12 protein-coding genes and 1 other RNA gene are annotated in these 20,766 nt (G+C 66.3%); 2 read left to right on the top strand and 11 right to left on the bottom strand.

What is annotated here, in order from left to right; all coding sequences use genetic code 11:
* Window positions 1-31: 31 nt before the first annotated feature.
* The 8 genes from VZ068_RS15810 to ybaL form a co-directional block, all read right to left on the bottom strand.
* A complete protein-coding gene (locus VZ068_RS15810; RefSeq protein WP_349655825.1) occupies window positions 32-1,228 on the bottom strand; it encodes a type III PLP-dependent enzyme in 1,197 nt (398 codons plus the stop codon).
* Entirely contained in the window at window positions 1,225-2,994 is a 1,770-nt protein-coding gene (locus tag VZ068_RS15805) for an IucA/IucC family protein (RefSeq protein ID WP_349655824.1), read from the bottom strand. The genes VZ068_RS15810 and VZ068_RS15805 overlap by 4 nt, the downstream gene beginning before the upstream one ends.
* Window positions 2,972-4,156 (bottom strand): MFS transporter, encoded by a 1,185-nt coding sequence (locus tag VZ068_RS15800; RefSeq protein WP_349655823.1) that lies wholly within the window; start codon window positions 4,154-4,156, stop codon window positions 2,972-2,974. Before VZ068_RS15800 ends, VZ068_RS15805 begins: the two co-directional genes overlap by 23 nt.
* Window positions 4,153-5,955: an IucA/IucC family protein gene (locus tag VZ068_RS15795; protein ID WP_349655822.1), complete on the bottom strand. Its 1,803-nt coding sequence runs from the start codon at window positions 5,953-5,955 to the stop codon at window positions 4,153-4,155. Before VZ068_RS15795 ends, VZ068_RS15800 begins: the two co-directional genes overlap by 4 nt.
* Window positions 5,952-7,178, bottom strand: coding sequence for a siderophore biosynthesis protein PvsA (locus VZ068_RS15790; protein WP_259162185.1), 1,227 nt, complete (start codon window positions 7,176-7,178; stop codon window positions 5,952-5,954). Before VZ068_RS15790 ends, VZ068_RS15795 begins: the two co-directional genes overlap by 4 nt.
* 345 nt (window positions 7,179-7,523) lie before the next feature.
* A complete protein-coding gene (locus tag VZ068_RS15785; protein ID WP_349655821.1) occupies window positions 7,524-9,665 on the bottom strand; it encodes a TonB-dependent siderophore receptor in 2,142 nt (713 codons plus the stop codon).
* Complete coding sequence (locus VZ068_RS15780) at window positions 9,666-10,427, bottom strand: aldolase/citrate lyase family protein (RefSeq protein ID WP_349655820.1); 762 nt, start codon at window positions 10,425-10,427, stop codon at window positions 9,666-9,668.
* A gap of 215 nt (window positions 10,428-10,642) precedes the next feature.
* Window positions 10,643-12,337, bottom strand: a complete 1,695-nt coding sequence (ybaL, locus tag VZ068_RS15775) for a YbaL family putative K(+) efflux transporter (RefSeq protein WP_259152293.1) — start codon at window positions 12,335-12,337, stop codon at window positions 10,643-10,645.
* Window positions 12,338-13,087: 750 nt separating this feature from the next.
* Between ybaL and VZ068_RS15770 the strand changes: the two genes are divergently transcribed.
* Window positions 13,088-14,281: a cytochrome P450 gene (locus VZ068_RS15770; RefSeq protein ID WP_349655819.1), complete on the top strand. Its 1,194-nt coding sequence runs from the start codon at window positions 13,088-13,090 to the stop codon at window positions 14,279-14,281.
* A 166-nt stretch (window positions 14,282-14,447) separates the two neighbouring features.
* Here VZ068_RS15770 and VZ068_RS15765 read toward each other — a convergent pair whose 3' ends face one another.
* From VZ068_RS15765 to VZ068_RS15755, 3 genes are all read right to left on the bottom strand, one after another.
* Window positions 14,448-16,847 (bottom strand): TonB-dependent receptor, encoded by a 2,400-nt coding sequence (locus VZ068_RS15765; RefSeq protein WP_349655818.1) that lies wholly within the window; start codon window positions 16,845-16,847, stop codon window positions 14,448-14,450.
* 325 nt (window positions 16,848-17,172) lie between these two features.
* Window positions 17,173-19,560 (bottom strand): TonB-dependent receptor, encoded by a 2,388-nt coding sequence (locus VZ068_RS15760; RefSeq protein WP_349655817.1) that lies wholly within the window; start codon window positions 19,558-19,560, stop codon window positions 17,173-17,175.
* Window positions 19,561-19,834: 274 nt separating this feature from the next.
* Window positions 19,835-20,260, bottom strand: a complete 426-nt coding sequence (locus VZ068_RS15755; protein ID WP_259152284.1) for a VOC family protein — start codon at window positions 20,258-20,260, stop codon at window positions 19,835-19,837.
* A gap of 349 nt (window positions 20,261-20,609) precedes the next feature.
* On the opposite strand from VZ068_RS15755, the gene VZ068_RS15750 reads away from it, so the two are divergent.
* A non-coding RNA gene (locus tag VZ068_RS15750) (sX9 sRNA) lies at window positions 20,610-20,683 on the top strand.
* Window positions 20,684-20,766 lie beyond the last annotated feature (83 nt).

Here is a 20,766-nt window from a genome sequence, read left to right as displayed (position 1 = left end):
GCGCACTATCGATGCCTTCGTGAGGTCGTCTTCAGTCGATCACCGGCAAAAACATCTTCTGCGGCGGCGGATGCATCAAAAACTGCTGGTGCGAAATATTCCATGCGTACGCGCCGGCCAGCGGGAAGGCGAGGCAGTCGCCTGGTGCCAATGCGGCGACGGGCTGGTTGCGCGCCAGCACGTCCTTGGGGGTGCATAACTGGCCGACCAGCGTCACCGGCGTGTCGCTGATCACCGGAGCGCGGGTGCCGCGCAGCACGCGGAAGGGGTGGTCGTGCGCCTGTGCGGCCGGTGTGCGGAAGTGATGGGTGCCGCCGCGTGCGATCGCAAACCACGCGCCGTGGCTGCGCTTGAGGTCCAGCACCTCCATCAGGTACCAGCCGCAGCTGGCGCTGACGTAGCGGCCGGGCTCCAGCCGCAGGCGCAACGCACTGCCGTGCTCGCGCAGCAGCGCTGGCAACCCGGCGCAGAAGCCGGCCCAGTCGAACGAGGACTGTGGCGCCAGATAGTCCACGCCGAAGCCACCGCCCGCGTTTACCCGCAGCGGCCCAAGCGCATAGGTCTGCCGCCATTGCTGGACGGTGCGCAGGTATGCGGCAACCAGATGCAGCTGCGCACCGGCATCGCGTTGATGCGACATCAGATGGAAATGAAATCCCTCCAGCCGCAGCGACGGGCTGGCCCGCAGCAGCTGCATGGCAGCGTCCAGGTCCTGCGGGTCCAGACCGAACGGCGAGGGCTGCCCGCCCATCATCAATCGCGTGCTCTGTGCGCCGGGCACGGCGATGTTCATGCGCAAGAACACCGGGACGCGGCGGCCCGCGTGTGCCGCAATGGTGGCCAGCCGTTGCAGCTCGCCGATGCTTTCCACGTGTACGGTGCAGTCGGGCAGCGCGGCGGCCTGGGCCAGCTCGCTGTCGAGTTTTCCCGGCCCGCCGAACAGCAGCGCTGCCTGCGGTTGCTGCGCATGCAGCCAGGCCAGTTCGCCGCCGGAGGCGGCTTCAAAGCCATCCACGTGCGGCGCAAGCGTCTGCAGGATCTGCGGTTCTGCATTGGCTTTGGCCGCATAGAACAGCTCGCACCGCGCCGGCAGCTGCGTGCGCATCCATGCCGCATGCGCGCGCAGTGCCTCCAGATCGTAGAGATACGCACAGAGCGGGCCATCGCCGCCCGCACGCAGTTGCGGTAGCGCGTGGATCACCGCGGCGGTGTCGATACGCAGGCTCATGCGGCCACCTGTCGTGCCGTGGTGATGTGCGCAATCGGGTTGGGCAATGGCGTGTAGTCGGATTGACGATCGGCCCGTTGCAGAAGGCGCGTACCGAGATTGTTCTTGCCCGGCAGCGGGGCGCCGTCGATCAGGCCCTGCAGCGCCGGTTGTGCGCCGTGGCGTTGTTGCCAACCGGCGGCGAGCTCGCCCACGCACTGCCACAGCCGCGTTTCCAGCACGCCGTCGCCTTCGGTCAGATGGAAGATGGCTTCGGCCAGGTTGTTCACCAGGGCGCAGTAGGCGACGCGGTTCCAGCCCTGCTCCGGCGTGTAGTACAGCGATTGCCGCGCACGTTCGCCCACGCCGCGCAGGCGAGCTTCCGGCCAGTGGTGGGCCAGCAATTTGGTGCCTTCCAGATCGCGGATCCATACGCGCGTCGGCCAGCCGTCGGCAAAGCCGATCACGGTGTTCTGCAGATGCGGCTCCAGCGCGATGCCATGCTGGAACAGCGCGCTCCACACCCCATCCAGCAACAGGCCCGCATAGGCGCGGAACCACCGTAACGTGGCCGTGTGGCGGTCCAGCTGCGCGCTGCCCAGCCTCTGCAATCGCTGGGCGCAGACGCTGTTACCCTGTGCATCGCAGGTAAACAGGGCGGCGGCCACCTGTGGCTGCCAACGTGCGCGTTGCGTGGCAGGAATGGTCGTGCGATACAGGATGCCGAAGCTTTCGGACAATGCGCGTGCTGCCTGCGGATCGGCATCGTGCAGGGCGCGGTCGACCTGCGCGACGTCCAGCGAGGTGGCCGCCGGCTCCAGCATCACGTCGAAGCCAGGGACCTGCGCTGCCAGTGCCTGCCAGCTCGGCGCCAGCAGGTCGGTGAGCGCCACCGCACTTTCCAGTTCGTACCAGGCATTCTTGCGGACGCAATTGGTCAGCCGCACATGCACGGAACATTTGAGAAAGTAATCCAGCTGCGGGTGGTACAGCGTCCGCACCGATGAGGTGGGCCGCAGTGCATCGCCGCGCAGGCCGACCGGCGTGATCCAACCGCGCGCCTGCAAGGTACGCAGCAGCGGATCGTCGAGCAGGCGTTGCGCCTCCCACGGATGGCAGGGGTACAGATCGTCGCTGCCGGACAGCTGCCTCAGGCTGGCGCGCACGTCCTTGCCTTGCACGCGCAGCAGCCGTGGGTCGATGCGGAACCAGAACAGCTGGAACGCCGCACGCGCTTCCGGTGCGCAGGCGAGTACGTGCTCGAGCGCGATGCCTTCGCGGCTCTTCGGTGTGGGGTGCAGGGCATGACCCCACAGCATCGATTGCTCGGCATCGATCATCGCATCGCCGATGGCTGCGCTGCGCTGCGCCTTGCGCAGGATCGCCGCGGTAATCGCCACGCTGTTGGCGCTTTGCGCAAGCAACTCCGGGTTGACCGCCTGCGTGCTGCCCAGCGACTGCAACAGGCAGCGCGCCAGCGCATGCGCATCGAGCGCCTGCCACGCTTGCCCGGCGCCTTTGAGAAACGGCGTGGAGGCGAAGCGGCAACGCCCCAAGCAGTCTGCGTAGGCGATGCGCACGCAGATCGCGCCGCTATCGCCGAGATCGATGCGCAGCCAACGCTGCTCGGCCACGCGCGGCCCGGGGCGATCCAGCCCGCGGTAATCGAAATCGACTGCGCGTTGCGGGATGGCGAACTCGCGCAGGTAGCAGTTCAACCAGCAACTGCAGGCCTGCGCGTCGGCCATGCTGTCGTACCAGGGGTCATGCATCGTGTGCAGCGACATCGGCAGTTCTCCTCGAGGGAAAGCGCACCGCAACGGTGAGCGCAGCGCCAGCCGCAGCGACGGCGGCGGCCAGGAAAGGGAGTGCGGGGCCGGCCGCCTGGGCCAGCGCACCGGCGGCGGCGCCAGCGGCCACGCCGGCCCACTTGCCGCAGGCATCGAAACGGCCGAACAGGCGGCCGGCACCGTAGCCGCTGGCGGCCAGGGCCAGGCTGCGATTGAGCCCGCGCAGGCCGAACAACATGCCGACGCCGAACAACAGCCGCGCCACCGCCAGCCCGATGGCGTCGTGTAACAGCGCCTGCCACAGGCAGGCCAGCGCAAACAGCAGCAACCCCGGGATGAGCCACGCCTCGCCAGCGCCGCGCCGCCACCACGGCAATACCACCAGGTAGACCAGATGCGGCAGGCTGTAGAGCAGGCCGGCCAGTGCGTCGTGGCCGGCACCACGTTCGAGTGCGTAGGGAATGAAATACGGAAACGTCACCACCATCGCAAAGCAGAACAAAAACTGCGCGATCAACAAGGCCGGCCACAACGATGCGATGGAGGCCGGTGGGCGTGTTGCAGGTTCGGTGCCCGACGACGATTGCGCTTTCGGGCCTGGACGTCTGATGGGCTGCTCCGCCGGCAACCGCCACGTCAACGCGAAGGCCAGCAATGGCAGGAGTGCGAGCGCGCGGTAAAGCGATTGCGCCGGGCCCACGGCAAGCGCCAGCCCCAGCAACGCCGGTGCGCTGACCATCGCCAGCCGCGCCGAATACTGCGTCCAGTCCAGCGCGCGCGCCAGCGGGCCGGCCTGCGGTTGGCTGGCCAGATACGCGTTGGCCGCCGCCAGCGAGCCGCCGCAGGTACCTTGCACGATCAGGCCGAGCACCAGCCAGCTCAGCGACGGTGCAAAGCCGGCAATCGCAAAGCCCAGCGCCAGCCCCAGTTGCGCGCGCAGCAACGAGCGTTTGCGTCCATAGCGATCGGCCAATCGCCCCCAGGTGCCCGCCGTCAACGCGGTGCACAGCGTCGGCAACACGTACAACACGCCGCTCCAGCCAACCGCTGCCGAAGGCGCCAGCTCGGCCAGTACCTGCGGCAGAAACAACGGCATGCCCAATGCGGTGAAGGCGGCCAGGTAATGCGCGGCCAGCACCGGGCCCAGGACGCGCTTCATCGCTGGCCATCCGCTCGCCGACGCGGCATGTGTTCCGCGCCAGCGAAGGCCTCGCCGAAAGGGTTGGGCGCACTGTCGCCGTAGAACTTGTTGATGTCGGTGGCGCCGGTGAGCTGCTTGCTGAGCAGGCTGCCGGCGCTGAGCAGGTACTTCACCGGCAACCGCGGCGCGGCCAGCAGGCGCCGCGCGGGCGTGGTATCGATGCCATCGGCATACAGCGCTGCCAGCGTCTGCGCAAGCTGCTCCTGCAGTTGCGCCGCCAGCGGCGCGCGCAAGGCCGGCTGCCAGTCGGCCAGGCCGTCCAGCACCGCCTGCAGATCCAGCTGCAGCACGATGGTGCAGAACATCTGCGCCAGCGCGTGCGTATCGTCCACCGCGATCCGCGTGTCCTGCAGCGCGCCCAGCGCGTCGATATCCGGCAGCTGCGCACGCAATTGCGGCATGGCGATCCGCGCGGCGTCGTTGTCCTTCATCAACAAGCGCGCGGGCCGACCGTGCGCATAGACCAGCACGCTGTTCTGCTGATTGGCTTCCAGCGCAATGCCGTAACGCAGCCACAGCCGCAGATGCACCGCGAGCAGCAGCTCGGTGTACTCGCGCCACCAGGCCTGCACATCGCCGTGCGCGAACCGTTCGGCCAGATGCAGTGCCATCGGCCGGCCATCGGGCAGCGGCGCGCACAGCGCGGCCACCGGGACCAGCGTGGTGTCATCCAGCGGGGGATAGCGTCGCACCAGATAGGCCAGGTGCCGGGTGTCGCCGACATGCCCGCCATGCGACTCGTCCACGAACACGCAACGTCCCTGCAATGCGGCATCGTGCGCGTCGATACGGCGTAGCGCGCGCTCCAGCCAGTGCCCGTCGTACAACGTGGAGGGTTTGATCAGGCGCAGGTTCAATGCGCCCAGCGTGCGCATCGGGATCGGCAGCTTGAGATGCAGGTGCGGATGCCGCAGCGGCACCAGCGTGCGCACCGACAAGGTGGGGCGGACTTCCAGCCAGGCCTGCGGTGCACGCAGCGTGCCGGGTGGAAGCGCAAAGCCCGGTTGCTCCAGGCGCTCCCAGACCAGCGGATGCACTGGCCAGGCGATGTGCGTGGTGGCGAGCGCGGGCGGCAGCCCCAGGGTGGCCAAGTCCGGCCATAACGCGTCCGGCGGCGCGCTGGTGCAACTGGCCAGCGTGCGCGGAATCGCCAGCCAGCGCAGCGCGAAGGTGGGCGCAAATTCCGGTGCATAGTGGCGCAGTTCGTCTGCCTCCAGCCCGGCCTTGGCGCGTGCGGTGGGGTAGAACGGATGATCGCGGTAGCTGGCCAGCTGGTCGCAGCGGTATGCGCGCTCGGCCGCCTCTTCGTGCTGTAGCGCATGCGCCAAGGCCGGTGCCTGCGCGGCATACGCCTGTTGCGCAAGGCCGCGGTGCGCGGCGGCGCACTCGGCTTCGTCGGCATAGGCGCGATGCAGTTGCCGGGTCTGCGCATCCAGCTCGGCACCCATGCGTTGCAGCCACGCACGCGCGCCGTGTTCGACCCGCGCAGCGTCGGCGGTCTGCACGATCCAGCGATCGCCGCAGGCGCTGATGTCCTGCAGCACGCCGTGTCGATGGATCGGCAGCCACAGCGTTCCGTTCGGCAGATGCGCGATGCGCCACCAGCCTTCCACCGGGCTGGGGTCGGTCCACGCGGCCAACACGCCGGGGTCGGGCGTGGCTGGCGTGCCACGGCTGACGATCGCGCGCAGGTCCTCGCGCAGGCAGGCATCGATGATGCGGGTGGCGATGTAGCGCCGATCGGCGGCGCTGCTCATGCGCGCACCTGTGCGCTGTCGATGCGCCAGTGCAGGCCCGCTTCGGCATGCACCACGGCCTGTTGCAGCGTCTGCGCATCGCTGGCCACGGCGCTCAACACGCCCAGGTAATCCTTGTTGGAATGGCTCAGCTGGATGCGCTCGCCCGGTGCACGCATGCGCCGGTAGTGCACATCGCTGTGCGCGTCGTGATGACGGCGGTCTTCGCTGGCGGTGACCAGCTCGCCGTCGCGCTCGGCCACGTAGTAGCGCAGCAGCGCATGCGCGCGGTCGCTGCGCAGCTGCGGCAACGGCTGGCCCAGGTGCGGCGCCAGCGCAGCGGAAAACCATTGCCCGCCGAACATGCCATCGAGCAGGAATTCGCGGCGGTCGCCGATGCTGCGATAGTTGATCTCCACCAGCACCGGGCCGTCGGCGGTGAGGACGAATTCGCTATGGCACAGCCCGAACCCGACACCGAAGGCGCGCAGCTGCTGCAGGGCCTGTGCAATCACCGGGGTATGCACCTGCGCATCCCACTGCGCCTCGCATTCGACGAAGTGCGGCGGCGGCGACAGCCGCACCTTGAAGCCACCGATGGCGTGCAGCGTGTTGCCGTCGCCAAGGGTTTCCACGGTGAACAGCGGGCCGTGCAACATGCCTTCCAGCAGCACGGTGCGCTGTGGGTTGCGCTGCCATAGATCGTGCAGATAGGCCTGCAACTGCGCGTCATCGGCGCAGTGGCGCACGTCCAGACTGGCCACGCCCTCGCGCGGTTTGGCCACCACCGGCCACGGAATGTCTGCTGGCAATGCAGCGCCCGGCGCCAGCGTGCAGAACCACGGCGATGGCAGTGCGCGCGCGCGCAGGCGCTGACGCATCGCCGCCTTGTTCTTGGCCGCGTAGCAGACCTGCCAATCCTTGCCGGGCAGGCCAAGACCCGCGGCGACCAGCGCAGTGCTGGTCTGCAGATGATCGCTGTTGCTGAACACCGCACGCGGTTGCACGCCGGTGTCGTGCAGCGCATCGAGCACCCCCAGCGGATTGAACACGTCGCATTCGATCACCCGCTGTGGCGCATGCGCCGGATGGTTGTGGAAGTAGGCAAGGTGATCGAGGCGATGGTCGGTCAGCAGCCACACCGGGACGCCTTGCGCGTGCGCGGCCGGCAGGAAGCCGTCGGTGATGGCCGGGTGGCAGACATGGGTGAGGATCACCAACGGTGCAGCGGATGTCGCAGTCATGGCAGCTCTCGTTCGACAGGGCGGTGGGAAAACCGGTACTGAAACGGGCTGCCTGGCGCCGCGATCGGCGTTGGGTGGCCTGCGATGCATCGATCGCAATGCCGCGTGCTGCGGCGCTGATGCGTGCCTCATGCACGCAGTGGTTCCGGCGCCGGCAACGGCGTGAGCGCCGTTGCCGCCGTGGGCGACCGATGCCCCTGTCCATCGGTCGTGTGGCGCTGCTGCTCCGTGCAGCATGACGCTGGGAAAACGGTGCAAGCCTTGATCGGGTGCGCGTGGTGGTGGCGAGCAATCCCGATTGCACTGGTTGCATTGCTGGTTGCTACCGCCAAACGCGAAACGCGCTTAGAACGTGTACTCCAGGCCTGCAGTGAAGGTCCGTCCGGGTGCGGCCTGGCGGCCCCACGGGCTGGTGTCCACGCCGCGGAACCAGTACTGCCGGTCGAACAGATTGTTGATCGCCAGCGATGCGCTGAATTTTTGTCCATCGCGTTCGAACAAGGTATGACTCACCTGGGTGTTCCAGACCATGTAGGCCGGCAACTGGCCCACCGAGGCGATGGCGTTCTCCTGCACGGTGTTGGCCGCATCGCTGAAGGCCTTGCTGAAGTAGTAGCCGGAGAGCGCGATAGTGGTATGACCGAGCGCGTAGTTGCCGCCCAGGGTGATCTGATTGCGCGAGGTGTACGGTACGCGGAAGCCGCGGAACGCGCCTGATTCCTGGCTGGCATCCAGATACGCGTAGCCCGCGTTGAGGGTCAGCGCACGCAGCTGTTCCGGGCTCCATTGCAGCTCCACCTCGCCACCTTGATGACGGGTCTTGCCCAGATTGCGGAACACGCGGGTGGTGTTGTCCAGCTGGATCTGCTGATCGAAGTCGATCAGGTAGCCACCGACCTGGATGCGGGTACGGTCGTTGGGTTGGTAGCGCGTGCCGGCTTCGTAATTCCACGCCAGCTCGGCATCCAGATTGTTGCCGAAGATGATCTGGGTGACCTGCGGCGCGCGCATCGAGCGCTGCCCGTCCGCATAGAAGAACCATTGCGCGTTGGCCTGGAAGCCGACCGTCAGGCCGGGCAGCACATCGCGCGTCTGGTTGAGCGTGCTCATTCCGGTGGTACGGTTGAAATAGCGCGAATCCAGGCGCTCGTAGCGCAACCCGGGGGTGATGGTGATGCGCTCGTCCGGCAAGGTGATCGCATTGCTGACGTAGGCGGCCAGTGCGCGGTCTTCGAACTGCCAATCGCGCACGCTGGTGAACAAGCCATCGCGCAGGCGCAGATTGCCCACCAGAAAATCGATGTCCTCGCGCACCGCGCGCACGCCGGCGGTCCACTGCTGACGCACCCCGCCGGCATCGCCCATGCTCCAGGTCAGGCGTGGCTCGCTGCCTACCACACGGAAGTCGCGCGGTGCGGTCTGGCGCAGTTGCGGCGGCAGATCCGAACGCCAGGTTTCGGTGGAGGCCTGGCGCATGCCGACGATGAAGTTGCGGCTGCTGCGCGCGCTGAAATTGGTCCAGGACAACCGAACATCCTTCAGCGGGCCCCAGTCTCCAAACAACTGCTCATAGCTCAACGATGCACGCGTGGTACGGCCGTTGAAGGTATCCAGCGGGCGCGTGGACTGACGCGGGTCGCGACGGTAATCGTCCGGGCTGAGCGCGCCGGCCAGATCCATGTCCACCAGATACCGCTGCACGCTGGCCTTGAGCAGCTTGGTGTCGTCCAGCCACCACTCCGCACGCATGCGCAGATTGCTGATGTCGGTATCGCTGTGCGCGCGCCAGTACTCGCCCCAGGTGCGATTGGCATCGACCTGCATGCCGAAGTTGTCGGTGAGATAGCCACCGCTGCTCAGCGCGCTGTCCTGCAGGAACTGGCCCTGGCCGCCGGCGGTGACCTTGTGCGCCAGCGTAGTGCTCCAGTCGCTGGGAATCTCCTTGCTGACCAGATTGATCACCCCGCCCACGTTGTTCGGCCCGTATTGCACGGCCGCGCCGCCGCGCACGATGTCGATGCGATCGATCTGGTTCAGCCCTACCGGGAATAGCGACAGACTGGTCTGCCCATAGGGGGCCAGCGCCAGCGGGATGCCGTCCTCCAGCACCTGTACGCGGCCGCTGCGGCTTTCGTACAGGCCGCGCAACATGAGCTGCGGCAACGCGCCGGTGCCGGTTTCGTCGAAGATCTTGATACCGGGCACACGTTGCAGCGCATCGTCGAGCGAGCGGTTGCCGCCAGTGCGCAGCTGCTCGCGATCGATCACCTGGCGGCTACCGGCATAACGCTGCACATCGTCGGGTTTGGAACGCCCGAGCAGGCTGCCCTGCACCTGGATCGCATCCAGCGCACGGATCGGTGTATCGCCCTCGGCGACAGTGGTCTCAGTGTCAGCCGGAGGATCGCTGGCAAGCGCCACCTGCGACAGGCCGCAACAGGCCGCAGCAATGGCGAGGGTCAGGGTGTGCAAACGGATCGGCGACATCTACGGCGTGCTCCTGCAGGCGGGTAGGGGGGCGGGCGCGTCGAAGCTGGCCAGATGGCCGCGCAGCGCGCGTTGAATCAGGGCGCGGTCTTCGCCGGCGAGCAGCCAGCGCAGATCCGGTTGTTGCAGCCAGTACGCGCGTTGCGCATCGGTGCGTGGATTGGGGCAGAACGGCACATCGGCGGCGCGGCAGTGCGCGTGCAGTTGCAGCAGCGACTCCCACACCTGCGCATGGGTGGGCTGCGGGCCCAGGCCCAGATCCAGCGCCAGGTCCAGCGCGCCTTCCATCACCAGGGCCACGCCCGGTTCAGCGAGAATCTCGGGTAGCGCAGCGACGCCGGCAGCGCTTTCGATCATTGGCACGATGCGGATATCGCGATTGGCCTGGGCGATGTAGCTGGGCAGATCGAGGTTGCCGAAGCCGGTGACGCGGCCACCGGTGATCCCGCGCCGACCAAGCGGTGGGAAGCGCGCGGCGGCGACGGCACGCGCGATCTGCTGCGCCGATTCGGCACGCGGCACCACGATGCCGCGCGCGCCGGCATCCAGCACCCGGCCGATCAGTTTTTCGTCCACCTCCGGCACCCGCACCCAGGCCTCGCAGCCGGACAGCTCGCAGGCGCGGATGGCGTGTTCCAGTTCGTCCGGCGCGCGCAGCGCGTGTTCCAGATCGAGCACCACAAAGCCGTAGCCGATGCGGCCCAGCAGTTCGCACAACTGCACGCTGGGCAACGCATTGAGAACGCCAACCGCAAACGCCATGGATGAGGCCGCCAAGGAAACGGGCGCTCATCCTGCTCCGGATGGGAATGATTATCAAGTGGGTTTAGTGGGCAGTTTTCCGTGCCCTGGTCGCAGTTTGATCACTGCACGGCTGCGAGCCGCTGCCCTCTGCACCACCTGCGGGCAACAAAAAACCCGCAGGCGCTGCCGGCGGGTTTTCGTGTCGTGCAGCGCTGCGTCACCCCGCCTTGCGGTTACGACGCCGGCACGTTCAACGCACGGTACGGCGGCGTGGACATCACCATTTCGGCCAGCGAGTAGGCCAGTTCGCGCTCGGCCAGTACCGCGCCGTCGGCGCCGTGTTCGAGCAGATGTTTGACCTCGGTATCGCTATGCGCGCGCGCCAGCAGGGTCAGCGACGGATTGATCGCGCGTAGCTTGGCCAGCGCTTCGCCGGCCTCCAGCGGTTGCGGGATCGCCAGGATCGCGATCTTGGCGTGCTCGGGCCGTGCCTCGGCCAGCACCCGGTCTGCCGCCGCACTGCCACGGATGCCCGGGATGCCGGCCGCATGCGCCTTGGCCACGTGGTCGCCGTTATCGTCGATCACCAGCACCGGGACGCCGCGGCTGCGCAGCAGCTGCGCCAGCGCGCTGCCCACGCGGCCGTAGCCGATGACGATGGCATGCCCATCCGCCGGCAATGGCGGGCCAGGCGGCAGTTCCGGCTCCACGGCGGCCGGTGCGTCCTGCGCCTGCCTGGCCTGCCAACGGTCCAGCCACGAGAACAGGAACGGGTTGGCCACGATCGACAGCAACGCGCCGGCCAGGATCAGATCGCGCCCGGTCTCCGGCAGGATCGCCAACTGGACGCCCAGCCCGGCCAGGATGAAAGAAAATTCACCAATCTGCGCCAGGCTGGTGGAAATGGTCAGCGCCGTCCCGGTGGGGTGGCCGAATGCGCGCACGATCACAAACGCCGCCAGCGACTTGCCCAAGGTGATGGTCAGGAAGGTGGCCAGCACCTGCCACGGATGCGCGATCAGGATCATCGGGTCGAACAACATGCCCACCGACACGAAGAACAGCACCGCAAACGCATCGCGCAATGGCAGCGAGTCGCTGGCGGCCTTGTGGCTGAGTTCCGATTCCTTGAGCAGCATGCCGGCAAAGAACGCGCCCAGTGCAAACGACACGCCGAACAGGGTGGCCGACACGAAGGCCACACCGAGTGCGATGCCGAGCACGGCCAGGGTGAACAACTCGCGCGAGCCGGTGGCGGCCACTTTTTCCAGCGACCACGGGATCACCCGCCGGCCGATCACCAGCATCGCGGCGACAAACGCCACCATCTTCAGCAAGGTCAGCCCGAGCGCTGCCAGTAACGAGCTGGACTCGCCTGCATGCGCGGTTGGCGTACCGGTACCGAGCGCATCCGCCAGCGCCGGCAGCAACACCAGGGCCAACACCATCACCAGGTCTTCGACGATCAGCCAGCCCACTGCGATACGGCCGCGCTGGGTGTCCAGCAAGCGACGTTCTTCCAGGGCGCGCAACAGCACCACGGTACTGGCCACCGACAGTGCCAGCCCGAACACCAGGCCATGAATCAACGGCCAGCCCATGCTCCAGGCCAATGCCCAGCCGAGCAGCGTCGCCACCACGATCTGCGCCAGCGCACCGGGCACCGCGATCCACTTCACTTCCATCAGGTCTTCGAGCGAGAAGTGCAGGCCCACCCCGAACATCAGCAACATCACACCCAGCTCGGACAGCTGATTGGCCATGGTCTGATCGGCCACGAATCCCGGTGTAAACGGCCCAACGCACACGCCAGCCAACAAGTAGCCGACCAGCGGCGAGAGCTTCACCTTCTGCGCGAGCGTGCCAAGGATGAAGGCGACCGCGAGGCCGACGGCGATGATGTCGATGAGGCTGGTGTCGTGGTGCATTCCAATCCGTTGTGTGAGTGTCCGAGGTGATGAAACGGCGTGACCAGCCAAGCGAACTGCGCCGGGCAGCGCCTGCGGGCATCGCGAATGAAGTGCTGGAATCCGGCGCGGGGGAACAGGGCCGCAAGGCGGTCCGGTTGGCCGGACGCCCATAGTACACAGCGCATGATTAACGCGATGCGACACGCAGCGCATGCAGGCATGTTGGGCAAGCCGTAAGCGGTTGCGCGCAGGTCGCCGCGATGCGTCAGCAATGCCGACCGACAGACTTGGACGGTTGCGACATCCCGCGGCATGGCAGCCCAAGTGGCTGCCATCGACGGCACACTGCGACGGCGCTGCAGGGCGAAATGGCATTGGAGAGGCGCACCGCCGCATGGCCATGCCGTGCGGCATGTTCCCGAGTGACCGGCGCTGGCGACGGTCTGCGTGTGTACGCCATTTGCGGTTTCCCGCTGCAGCGCACGCGATGAAGCGCCATATGGCTGCGCTCGTTTTTCGCACTGCGCGATGCGCGTACCGGTGCGCAGGCGAGAACGCAAGCGGTGACGCACTGTCATCGGCCTGCGCAGCCGCTGACGCAGCTACGCCGATGCAGAGCGCTTGTCGTTTGACGACAAGGCTTCGCGCCTGCGCAAGGCGGGTGCGCGACGACAACCGACAATTCGGGCGTCGCTTGATGCAAGCGGTCGGCACTTTTTCCCTACGCCCCCATCGCGCATCCCGCGATCACGCCCACGAGCCCCGGTCATGCGCCTCAGCGACTTCGCAACAGAACAGTTTCGCCAGGATCCGTATCCGACCTACGCACGCCTGCGCGCCGAGGGGCCGCTGGTGGAGGTTGCAGAACGTCGCTTGATGAGCGGCCACTACGCAGTGGTCGACAGCCTGCTCAGCGACCGGCGCGTCGGCCGCGACTACCTGCAGAGCATCCGTTTGCGCTACGGCGAGGCCGCCGTGGAGATGCCGCTGTTTCAAGGCATGAGCCGCATGTTCCTGCTGGTCAATCCGCCAATGCACACGCGCCTGCGCGGGCTGATGACCCAGGCATTCGGTGCGCGGCAGATGGAGTCCATGCGCCAGGTGGCCAGCGACACCGCGGCGGCGTTGATTGCGACCTTTCGCGCACACGGGCACTGCGATGTGCTGCGTGACTTCGCCTTTCCGCTGCCCATCCGCATCATCTGCCGCATGCTGGACATCGACCCTGCCGATGCCACCACGGTCGGCGCTGCGACCAGCGCGCTGGCCAAGGTGTTCGACCCGATGATGACGCGCGAGGAGCTGGAGGCCACCAGCGCGGCGTACCTACAGCTGGAACGCTATTTCCATGCCGTGATCGAGGCGCGTCGAAGCAGCGACGGCGACGATCTGATCTCCCGCTTCATCCGCGCAGAAGACGAAGGTCACCGGCTGAGCAGCGATGAGATCGTCTCCAATGTGATCCTGCTGTTCTTCGCCGGCCACGAAACCACTTCCAACATGATCTGCAATGCCCTGGTCGCCCTGCATCGGCATCCCGAGCAGTGGGCGCTGCTGCAGGGGAACCCAGCGTTGCTGCCGAATGCGGTGCTCGAATGCCTGCGCTACGACAGCTCGGTGCAGATGGCCACGCGCACGGTCTTGCAGGATTTCGAGATCGCCGGGAGCGTGTTGCACGAAGGCGAGATGGTGTATCTGATGCTGGGTGCGGCCAATCACGACCCGGTGCAGTTCAACGACCCGCAGGTACTGGATATCCGCCGGCAGCAGGGCCGCGCGCTGTCGTTCGGCGGTGGGATCCACCACTGCCTGGGCAACCGGCTGGCCTTGATCGAGATGGAGGCAGCGCTTGCCGCACTGCTGGAACAGCTGCCGGCATTGCGCCTGGAGCAGCGTGAGACGCTCACCTGGAACGACCGCGCCAATCTACGCGGCGTGGATGCCTTGCCGGCGTCCTGGTGATGCGACGGATGTCGCCCTGCATGCGCCACACGGCCAAGACCCAGACACGCATCGTCGCAAACACGGCAACAGGCAGCGCCGGCCGAGCGACGCTACCTGCACCACGCCTGCGCTGATCCTCGTCTTCGATCAGCGCAGGCGCCCACCAGTCAACGCACCTGGGCCATCAGAACCGGTAGGTCACCCGGCCATACCAGTAGCGGCCGTTGAAGCCGAACGGCGACAACGACGAATACTGCAGGCCGCCGGCGCGGTCGTCGTAGGCGGTGGTCAGCTGCGCCTTGGTCGGGTACTGGTTGGTGATGTTGTCCGCACCCACGGTGAAGGTGAACGCGTCCCATGTCTGGCTGGCGGCCAGGTTCAACAGCCAGCGCGCGTCGTAGGTCTGGTCCTGGCTGCCATCGGCCGGGTCGCTGATGCGCTTGATCGATCCGTAGCGGGTTGCATTGAAGTTCAGCGCAAATCCGCCGATCGACCAGTCCGCAGCGGCCATGTACTTGGTGCGCGGGGTGGCATCGGTGAGCAGGCCCTGGCTGGCGCGGCCGAAGTTGGGGTTGGACAACTCCAGGATGGTGGTCTTGTTGTAGTTGGCGCTGGCGCTGAGGTTGAGCTTGCCGTAGCTGCCCAGATCGGCGAGGTAGCTGTTGATCCAGTCAACGCCACGGGTGCGGCTGGTGGCGCCGTTGACGAAGAACTGCACCGCCGCCACCTGGCCGATCGGCTGCGCCAGCTGCAACTGGTCCGAATACAGGATCTGGTCCCAGATGCGGATTTGATAGACGTCCAGGCTGGAGGTGAAGTTGGCAGTGGGCTGCCACACGCCGCCCAGGCCGTAGTTGGTGGATTTCTCCGGGCTCAGCGGGCGCGCGCCCAAGGCGACGGCCACCGGGTCGGAGGTGCGGTAGGTACCGACCTGCACCAGCTCGCCGTCCTGGATCAGCGTCACCACCGAGGCGTAGTTCTGCTGCGCCAGCGACGGGGCGCGGAAGCCGTTGGAGATGGTGCCGCGCAACGCGAACGTATCGGTGAAGGCGTAACGCGCCGACAGCTTGCCCGAGCGCGTGGAGCCGGCATCGCTGTAGTTTTCGAAGCGCCCGGCGATGCCGCCGGAGAGCTTGTCGGTGATGTCCGCTTCCAGGTTGGCGTAGACCGCGTTGCTATGACGGCCGAACCGGCCGGCAACCGACGGCTCCAGGCCGGAGAACACCTGCGCGCCGCCGGGGTAGGGCGCGCCGGTGTCGGGATTGATGGTGTTGGGATCGAAGAAGTACGAGGCCGGCGAGCCGGCGGTGATCTCATAGCGGTCCTGGCGGTGCTCGGCGCCGAAGGCCACATTGACCGGATACGCCAGGCCCCAGTCGAAGGACTTGTTGATGTCGACATTGACCGTGCCCTGCTCGGTCTCGAAGCCGCCGGAGTTGAAGTCGGTCGGCGAGCTGCCGGTGCTGTAGTACAGATTGGTGTTGATGCTGTTGAGGATGTTGAAGGTCATGTCGTTCTTGCCATAGGTGGCCGACACGTCCCAGTTCCACTCGCTTTCGGTGCTGCCCTTGACGCCCAACACGGCCGAGCGGTCGTTGGTGGGGTTGTAGATCTGCGGCAGGAAGCCGTTGGGATAGATCGCCTGCACATTGCGCGCGGTGTTGTCGGCGGCGCGGTAGTAGCCGTTTGAGGTGACTTCGCGACGGCTCATGCTCAGGTGGCCGTACAGCTCCACATTGGGCGAGAACTCGTAGCCGAATGCGGCCAGGCCCTGATAGAAGTTGGACGCCGGGTCGCCGTGGCGCTGGTACGGCACCCCGCCCGGATTGGGTGTGCCGGGCACGGTGGTGGCGCGGTTGGTGTTTTCGCCGCGATTGGTGCTCATGGTGTTCTGGTAGTTCCACGACAGCCGCACCCAGCCCGGCGCGGTGTCTCCGCCGCTGCCGCCGAAGGCCAGGCCGACCGACCCGTCGATGCCGTTCTGCTCGCCATCGCCCTTGTCCATGATGCCGCCGTTGACCGAGATGCTGTTGCTGCCCGCAGCGGCGCCGTGCTTGAGCACGATATTGACCACGCCGGCGATCGCATCTGAGCCGTATTGGGCCGAGGCGCCATCGCGCAGCACTTCGATCCGCGCGATCGCCGACATCGGCAGCGAGTTCAGATCGGCCGGCGCCGAGCCGCGACCCACGTACGGGTTGTAGTTGATCAGCGAAGAGGTGTGGTAGCGCTTGCCATCGACCAGCACCAGCACCGCGTCCGGCGACAGCCCGCGCAGCGTGGCCGGGCGTGCGGCGTCATTGCCGTCGGAGATGGCCGGACGTGGGAAATTCAGCGACGGCAGCAGCTTGCCCAGCGCCGTCGCGATGTCGGTGGCGCCGGTGGCCTGCAGCGATTGCTCGGTGATGATGTCGATCGGCGATTCGGATTCGGCCACGGTGCGGTCGCTGACGCGCGTACCGGTGACGATCAGGGTGTCCAGGGTTTTCTGCGGCTGGGTCGGTTGCGACTGCGCACTGGCAGCGAAGGAACAGACGGTGAGTGCGACTGAAATCGCCAGCGAGAGTGCGTTGGAGGTGTGCATGGGAATCGAGGCTCAAAGGGGATGAAGGACGCAGCGGTGAAGTGCGTGTAAGCGGGGGAAGAACAACTGCGTGGGGTGATCGCGCATGCATGCCGGGTCTTTGCAGCTGCAAAGCGGCAGCCGCGGCAATGCCGGCGATCTGCAACGCGTCATGCAGCGCGTTGTGCATCCTTGCCGGGCGTCCTTGCGAAAGCGGCGAAACCAAGGGCTGAGCGCCCGCACTCCCGTTGGCGAGAGTGCGGGCGCACAACGCAGTGGTCGGCAACGCACTGTGCTGCGTCGCCTTACAGGACGAGCGCCGATCGCTACCGACCGGCGCCCGCGACTACCACTTGTAGTTCACGTTGGCATACACCAGCGCGCCGTTGAAACCGAACGGCGAGGCGCTGCTGTACGGCAGGTAGGTGCGCGTGCCCAGGCCCGCTTGCTGGCGGTCCGGATATTCGTTGAGCACGTTGTCGCCGCCGACGGTGAAGTTCCACGCGCCCAGCTTGTAGGAGGCGGCCAGATCCAGCGTCCACTTGGCCGCATAGGTCTGGTCGCTACCGGCGTTGGTGCCGAAGGTGCTGAACTCGCCCCAGCGCGTAGCGGTGCCGGTGAACGACCAGTTGCCCGGCGACCAGGTGCCGCCCAGGAAGAACTTGTCGCGCGGCGTGCCTTCGGTGATGCGACCGAGTTCGGCGCGGCCGATGCGCACCGCACCCGGATCGATCGCTTCCAGCGCTGCCGGGTTGTCGGCGATCCGCTCCACTTCGGTCTTGTTGTAGTTGTAGCCGGAGGTCAGCTCTGCGCTGCCGCCGTCCAGGGCCCAGCGATAGGTGCCGACCGCATCCACGCCCTGGGTCTTGGTGTCCACTGCATTGGTGAAGTAGCGCCCGCCGCCGATGCCCGGGAAGCCGTTGGCCTGCAGATAATTGCGCGCAGCCACCGAGGTCAGGTTTTCCGACAGCACGATGCGGTCGTCGATATCGATCCGGTAGGCATCGACGGTGATGTACAGGTTTTCGACCGGTTGCAACACCACGCCCAGACCATAGTTCTTGGATTCCTCGGCCTTGAGCGGTTCGGCACCGAGCGCGATCGCGGCCGGGTTGTCGGTACGGAAGGTGCCGATCTCGAACGGAATCGCGGTGACCGACCCGTTGGGCTGGGCCACATTGAGGAACTGCGTGGCGATCGACTGGAAGTTCTGCTGCTGCAGCGAGGGCGCACGGAAGCCGGTGGAGGCGGTTGCACGCAGCGCCACCTTGTCGGTGAACGCATAGCGCAACGACAGCTTGCCGGTGGCGGTGTCGCCGAAGTCGCTGTACTTCTCGTAGCGCCCAGCCAGGCCGGCCGAGAACTTGTCGGTCAGATCCGCTTCCAGGTCGACGTACGCCGAGTGGCTGTTGCGGTTGTAGTACCCGGCATCGGAGAGCTTGAAGCCCGGAAATACCTGCGCGCCGGGGATCAATGCGCCGTTGGCCGACGGAATGCCGCCGTTGGCCGACGACGCCGCATCGCCGGGCGACTGGTTGAACTTCTCGCCGCGCCATTCCGCACCGAAGGCCAGCGTGACCGGATACGCCAGGCCCCAGTCGAGCGTCTTGGTGAAGTCGGCGTTTAGCACGTTCTGGGTCACTTCCAGCGTGCCGGCGTGGAAGTCGGTGGGGCTGGCCAGGCCCAAGCTGTTGTTCAAGCTGTTGCGCACATCGAAGGTGAGATTGTTCTGGCCGTAGTTGTAGCTCAGATCGATGTTCAAGCCGCCTTCGGTGGAGGTCTTCAAGCCACCGACCCAGGACACGTCCTTGCTGACGTTGTAGATCTGCGGCAGGAAGCCGTCCGGATAGATTTCCGGGCGATTGCGGTTGTCGCCGGCAAAGCGGAAATAGCCGTTGGACAGCACCTCGCGGCGGCTGACCATGCCGAACGAGTAGAAGGTCAGGTAATCGGTGGGGCTGTATTCGCCGTTGAACGAGATCGCGCCCTGGTCGATCTCCGGGTCGCCGTAACGCTGCTCCACGCGGCCGCCAAACGGCAATGCGCGGTTGGTCTGGTCCGAGTGTCCGGCCTGTGCAGCCAGATGCACCTTGCCGGTGCCGGCGAAGCTGAAGCCGGCATCGCCGGACAGCTGATACTGCTCGCCGTCGCCGGCGCTGTACTTGCCGTAGCGGCCATTGACGCTGCCGCCTTCGCCGCTGCCCTTGAGCACGATGTTGATCACGCCGGCAATCGCATCCGAGCCGTATTGCGCCGATGCACCGTCGCGCAGCACTTCGATGCGCTCCACCGCCGCGATCGGAATGGTGTTGAGATCGGCCGGCGACGAGCCGCGGCCCTGGGTGTCGTTGAGGTTGATCAGCGCGGTGCTGTGATAGCGCTTGCCGTTGACCAGCACCAGCACCTGATCGGGCGACAGGCCGCGCAGCTGCGCAGGGCGCACCGCGTCCGAGCCGTCGGAAATGGCGGGGCGGGGGAAATTGAGCGAGGGGATCGCGCGGGACAGCGCGGTAGCCAACTCGGTGGTGCCGGTCGATTCCAGTGCCTGTGGCGAGATGATGTCGATCGGCGATGCCGATTCGGCCACAGTGCGGTCGGCCACGCGCGTACCGGTCACGATCAGCGTGTCGAGGGTTTTCTGGGTGGGAGCTTGGGACTGCGCAACTGCGGTTGAAGCGGAAAACGACAAGGCAACAACAACAGCGACTGCGAGTGGACTGGACTTGCAATTCATGCGGTAACAACTCCGAGTGGGGAACGGATGCACGCAGTGGGCCCCCTCCCAGGCCGCGTCCGTTGCGGCAGCTGCGGTGCGTTCTCAACCATTAACCACGCGTAACCACATGTCAAATTTTGGTTACGTTGCGCATGCAACCGTCATCGAACATATGCTCATGCCAACGTTGTCATCGTGCACCAAAGTGAGGCGTCGATTGCAGTTCCCCACGCTGCATAACGGATTACGACGCCCCATTTTGGGCATCGATACCTGTTATGAAACTTGTGCATCAATAGATGATCTGCACCGCATCGGCACTGCGTTGCGCAGGGCCATGGAAGACCGCCTCGATGTTGTTGCCATCCGGGTCGAGGACAAATGCGGCGTAATAACCCGGGTGATAGGGCCGCAACCCCGGCGCGCCATTGTCGCGCCCGCCATTGGCCAGCGCGGCACGATGAAACGCCTGCACCATCGCAGCGTCGTGCGCCTGAAAGGCCAGATGATGGCGGCCGGTCAACACGCCTTGCGCCACCGTGTCGCGGTCGGAGACGAACAGTTCGTCGGCCCAGAAGTAGCCATCGCCTTCGCCGCCGATGGGAATGCCAAGGACCTCGAGCACGGCCTGATAAAAGCGTCTGCTTGCCGGCAGGTCGTGCACTACCAGATGCAGGTGATCGATCAGGCGGCCCCGACTCAGCTGCGATGCTTCCATTGGCGTACTCCGGCAAGGACAGGAGCACCGGTCATAGCACGAGCCGGGCGTATGCCTCGTCATCGCGTTGCGTTGCGTTTCACCGCATGAGTGGAAGCCTGGCAGCCAGGCCTGCGCACCACCGCTTCATGGCAGGCGCGTTGCACATGTGCAGTGCGCGTACTGCACGGACCACGCACGGAGAGCGGCACTCGCCTAGCGGTTGCGCCTGCTTGCGCGTCTGTTGCAACCGTGCAGTCGCAAGAACGCACATGCCCCGGACCGGCCGGGGCGTGTGATCGAACCTGGAGCGGCTGACAAAAACGACTGTGTTCACCGCCAGGCGGGCGCGGCCGGTGCTCGGTGCGGCATGTACCACTCGCTACATTCCGGTTCCTCCGCGCCGTCCCCCACCTGACAACTGTTCGCTACGTTTTGTCAGCCGGTATTAGAGATCGACGCTGCACCGCTGCACGCCATCAGCGTGCAGTCGCGATCCCGTGTCGGCCGCAGCTAGCGGCGTCGGC

It is taken from the genome of Xanthomonas sp. 10-10, assembly GCF_040182365.1.
In the GTDB taxonomy this organism is placed as follows: domain Bacteria; phylum Pseudomonadota; class Gammaproteobacteria; order Xanthomonadales; family Xanthomonadaceae; genus Xanthomonas; species Xanthomonas arboricola_F.
This window is presented reverse-complemented; position numbering and strand designations above follow the sequence as displayed.

Coding starts and splice junctions, on each gene's coding strand:
- VZ068_RS15780 (WP_349655820.1), bottom strand. CDS start 10,427: ATGGCGTTTGCGGTTGGCGTTCTCAATGCGTTGCCCAGCGTGCAGTTG.
- VZ068_RS15810 (WP_349655825.1), bottom strand. CDS start 1,228: ATGAGCCTGCGTATCGACACCGCCGCGGTGATCCACGCGCTACCGCAA.
- VZ068_RS15785 (WP_349655821.1), bottom strand. CDS start 9,665: ATGTCGCCGATCCGTTTGCACACCCTGACCCTCGCCATTGCTGCGGCC.
- VZ068_RS15805 (WP_349655824.1), bottom strand. CDS start 2,994: ATGTCGCTGCACACGATGCATGACCCCTGGTACGACAGCATGGCCGAC.
- VZ068_RS15755 (WP_259152284.1), bottom strand. CDS start 20,260: ATGGAAGCATCGCAGCTGAGTCGGGGCCGCCTGATCGATCACCTGCAT.
- VZ068_RS15760 (WP_349655817.1), bottom strand. CDS start 19,560: ATGAATTGCAAGTCCAGTCCACTCGCAGTCGCTGTTGTTGTTGCCTTG.
- VZ068_RS15800 (WP_349655823.1), bottom strand. CDS start 4,156: ATGAAGCGCGTCCTGGGCCCGGTGCTGGCCGCGCATTACCTGGCCGCC.
- VZ068_RS15765 (WP_349655818.1), bottom strand. CDS start 16,847: ATGCACACCTCCAACGCACTCTCGCTGGCGATTTCAGTCGCACTCACC.
- VZ068_RS15770 (WP_349655819.1), top strand. CDS start 13,088: ATGCGCCTCAGCGACTTCGCAACAGAACAGTTTCGCCAGGATCCGTAT.
- ybaL (WP_259152293.1), bottom strand. CDS start 12,337: ATGCACCACGACACCAGCCTCATCGACATCATCGCCGTCGGCCTCGCG.
- VZ068_RS15795 (WP_349655822.1), bottom strand. CDS start 5,955: ATGAGCAGCGCCGCCGATCGGCGCTACATCGCCACCCGCATCATCGAT.
- VZ068_RS15790 (WP_259162185.1), bottom strand. CDS start 7,178: ATGACTGCGACATCCGCTGCACCGTTGGTGATCCTCACCCATGTCTGC.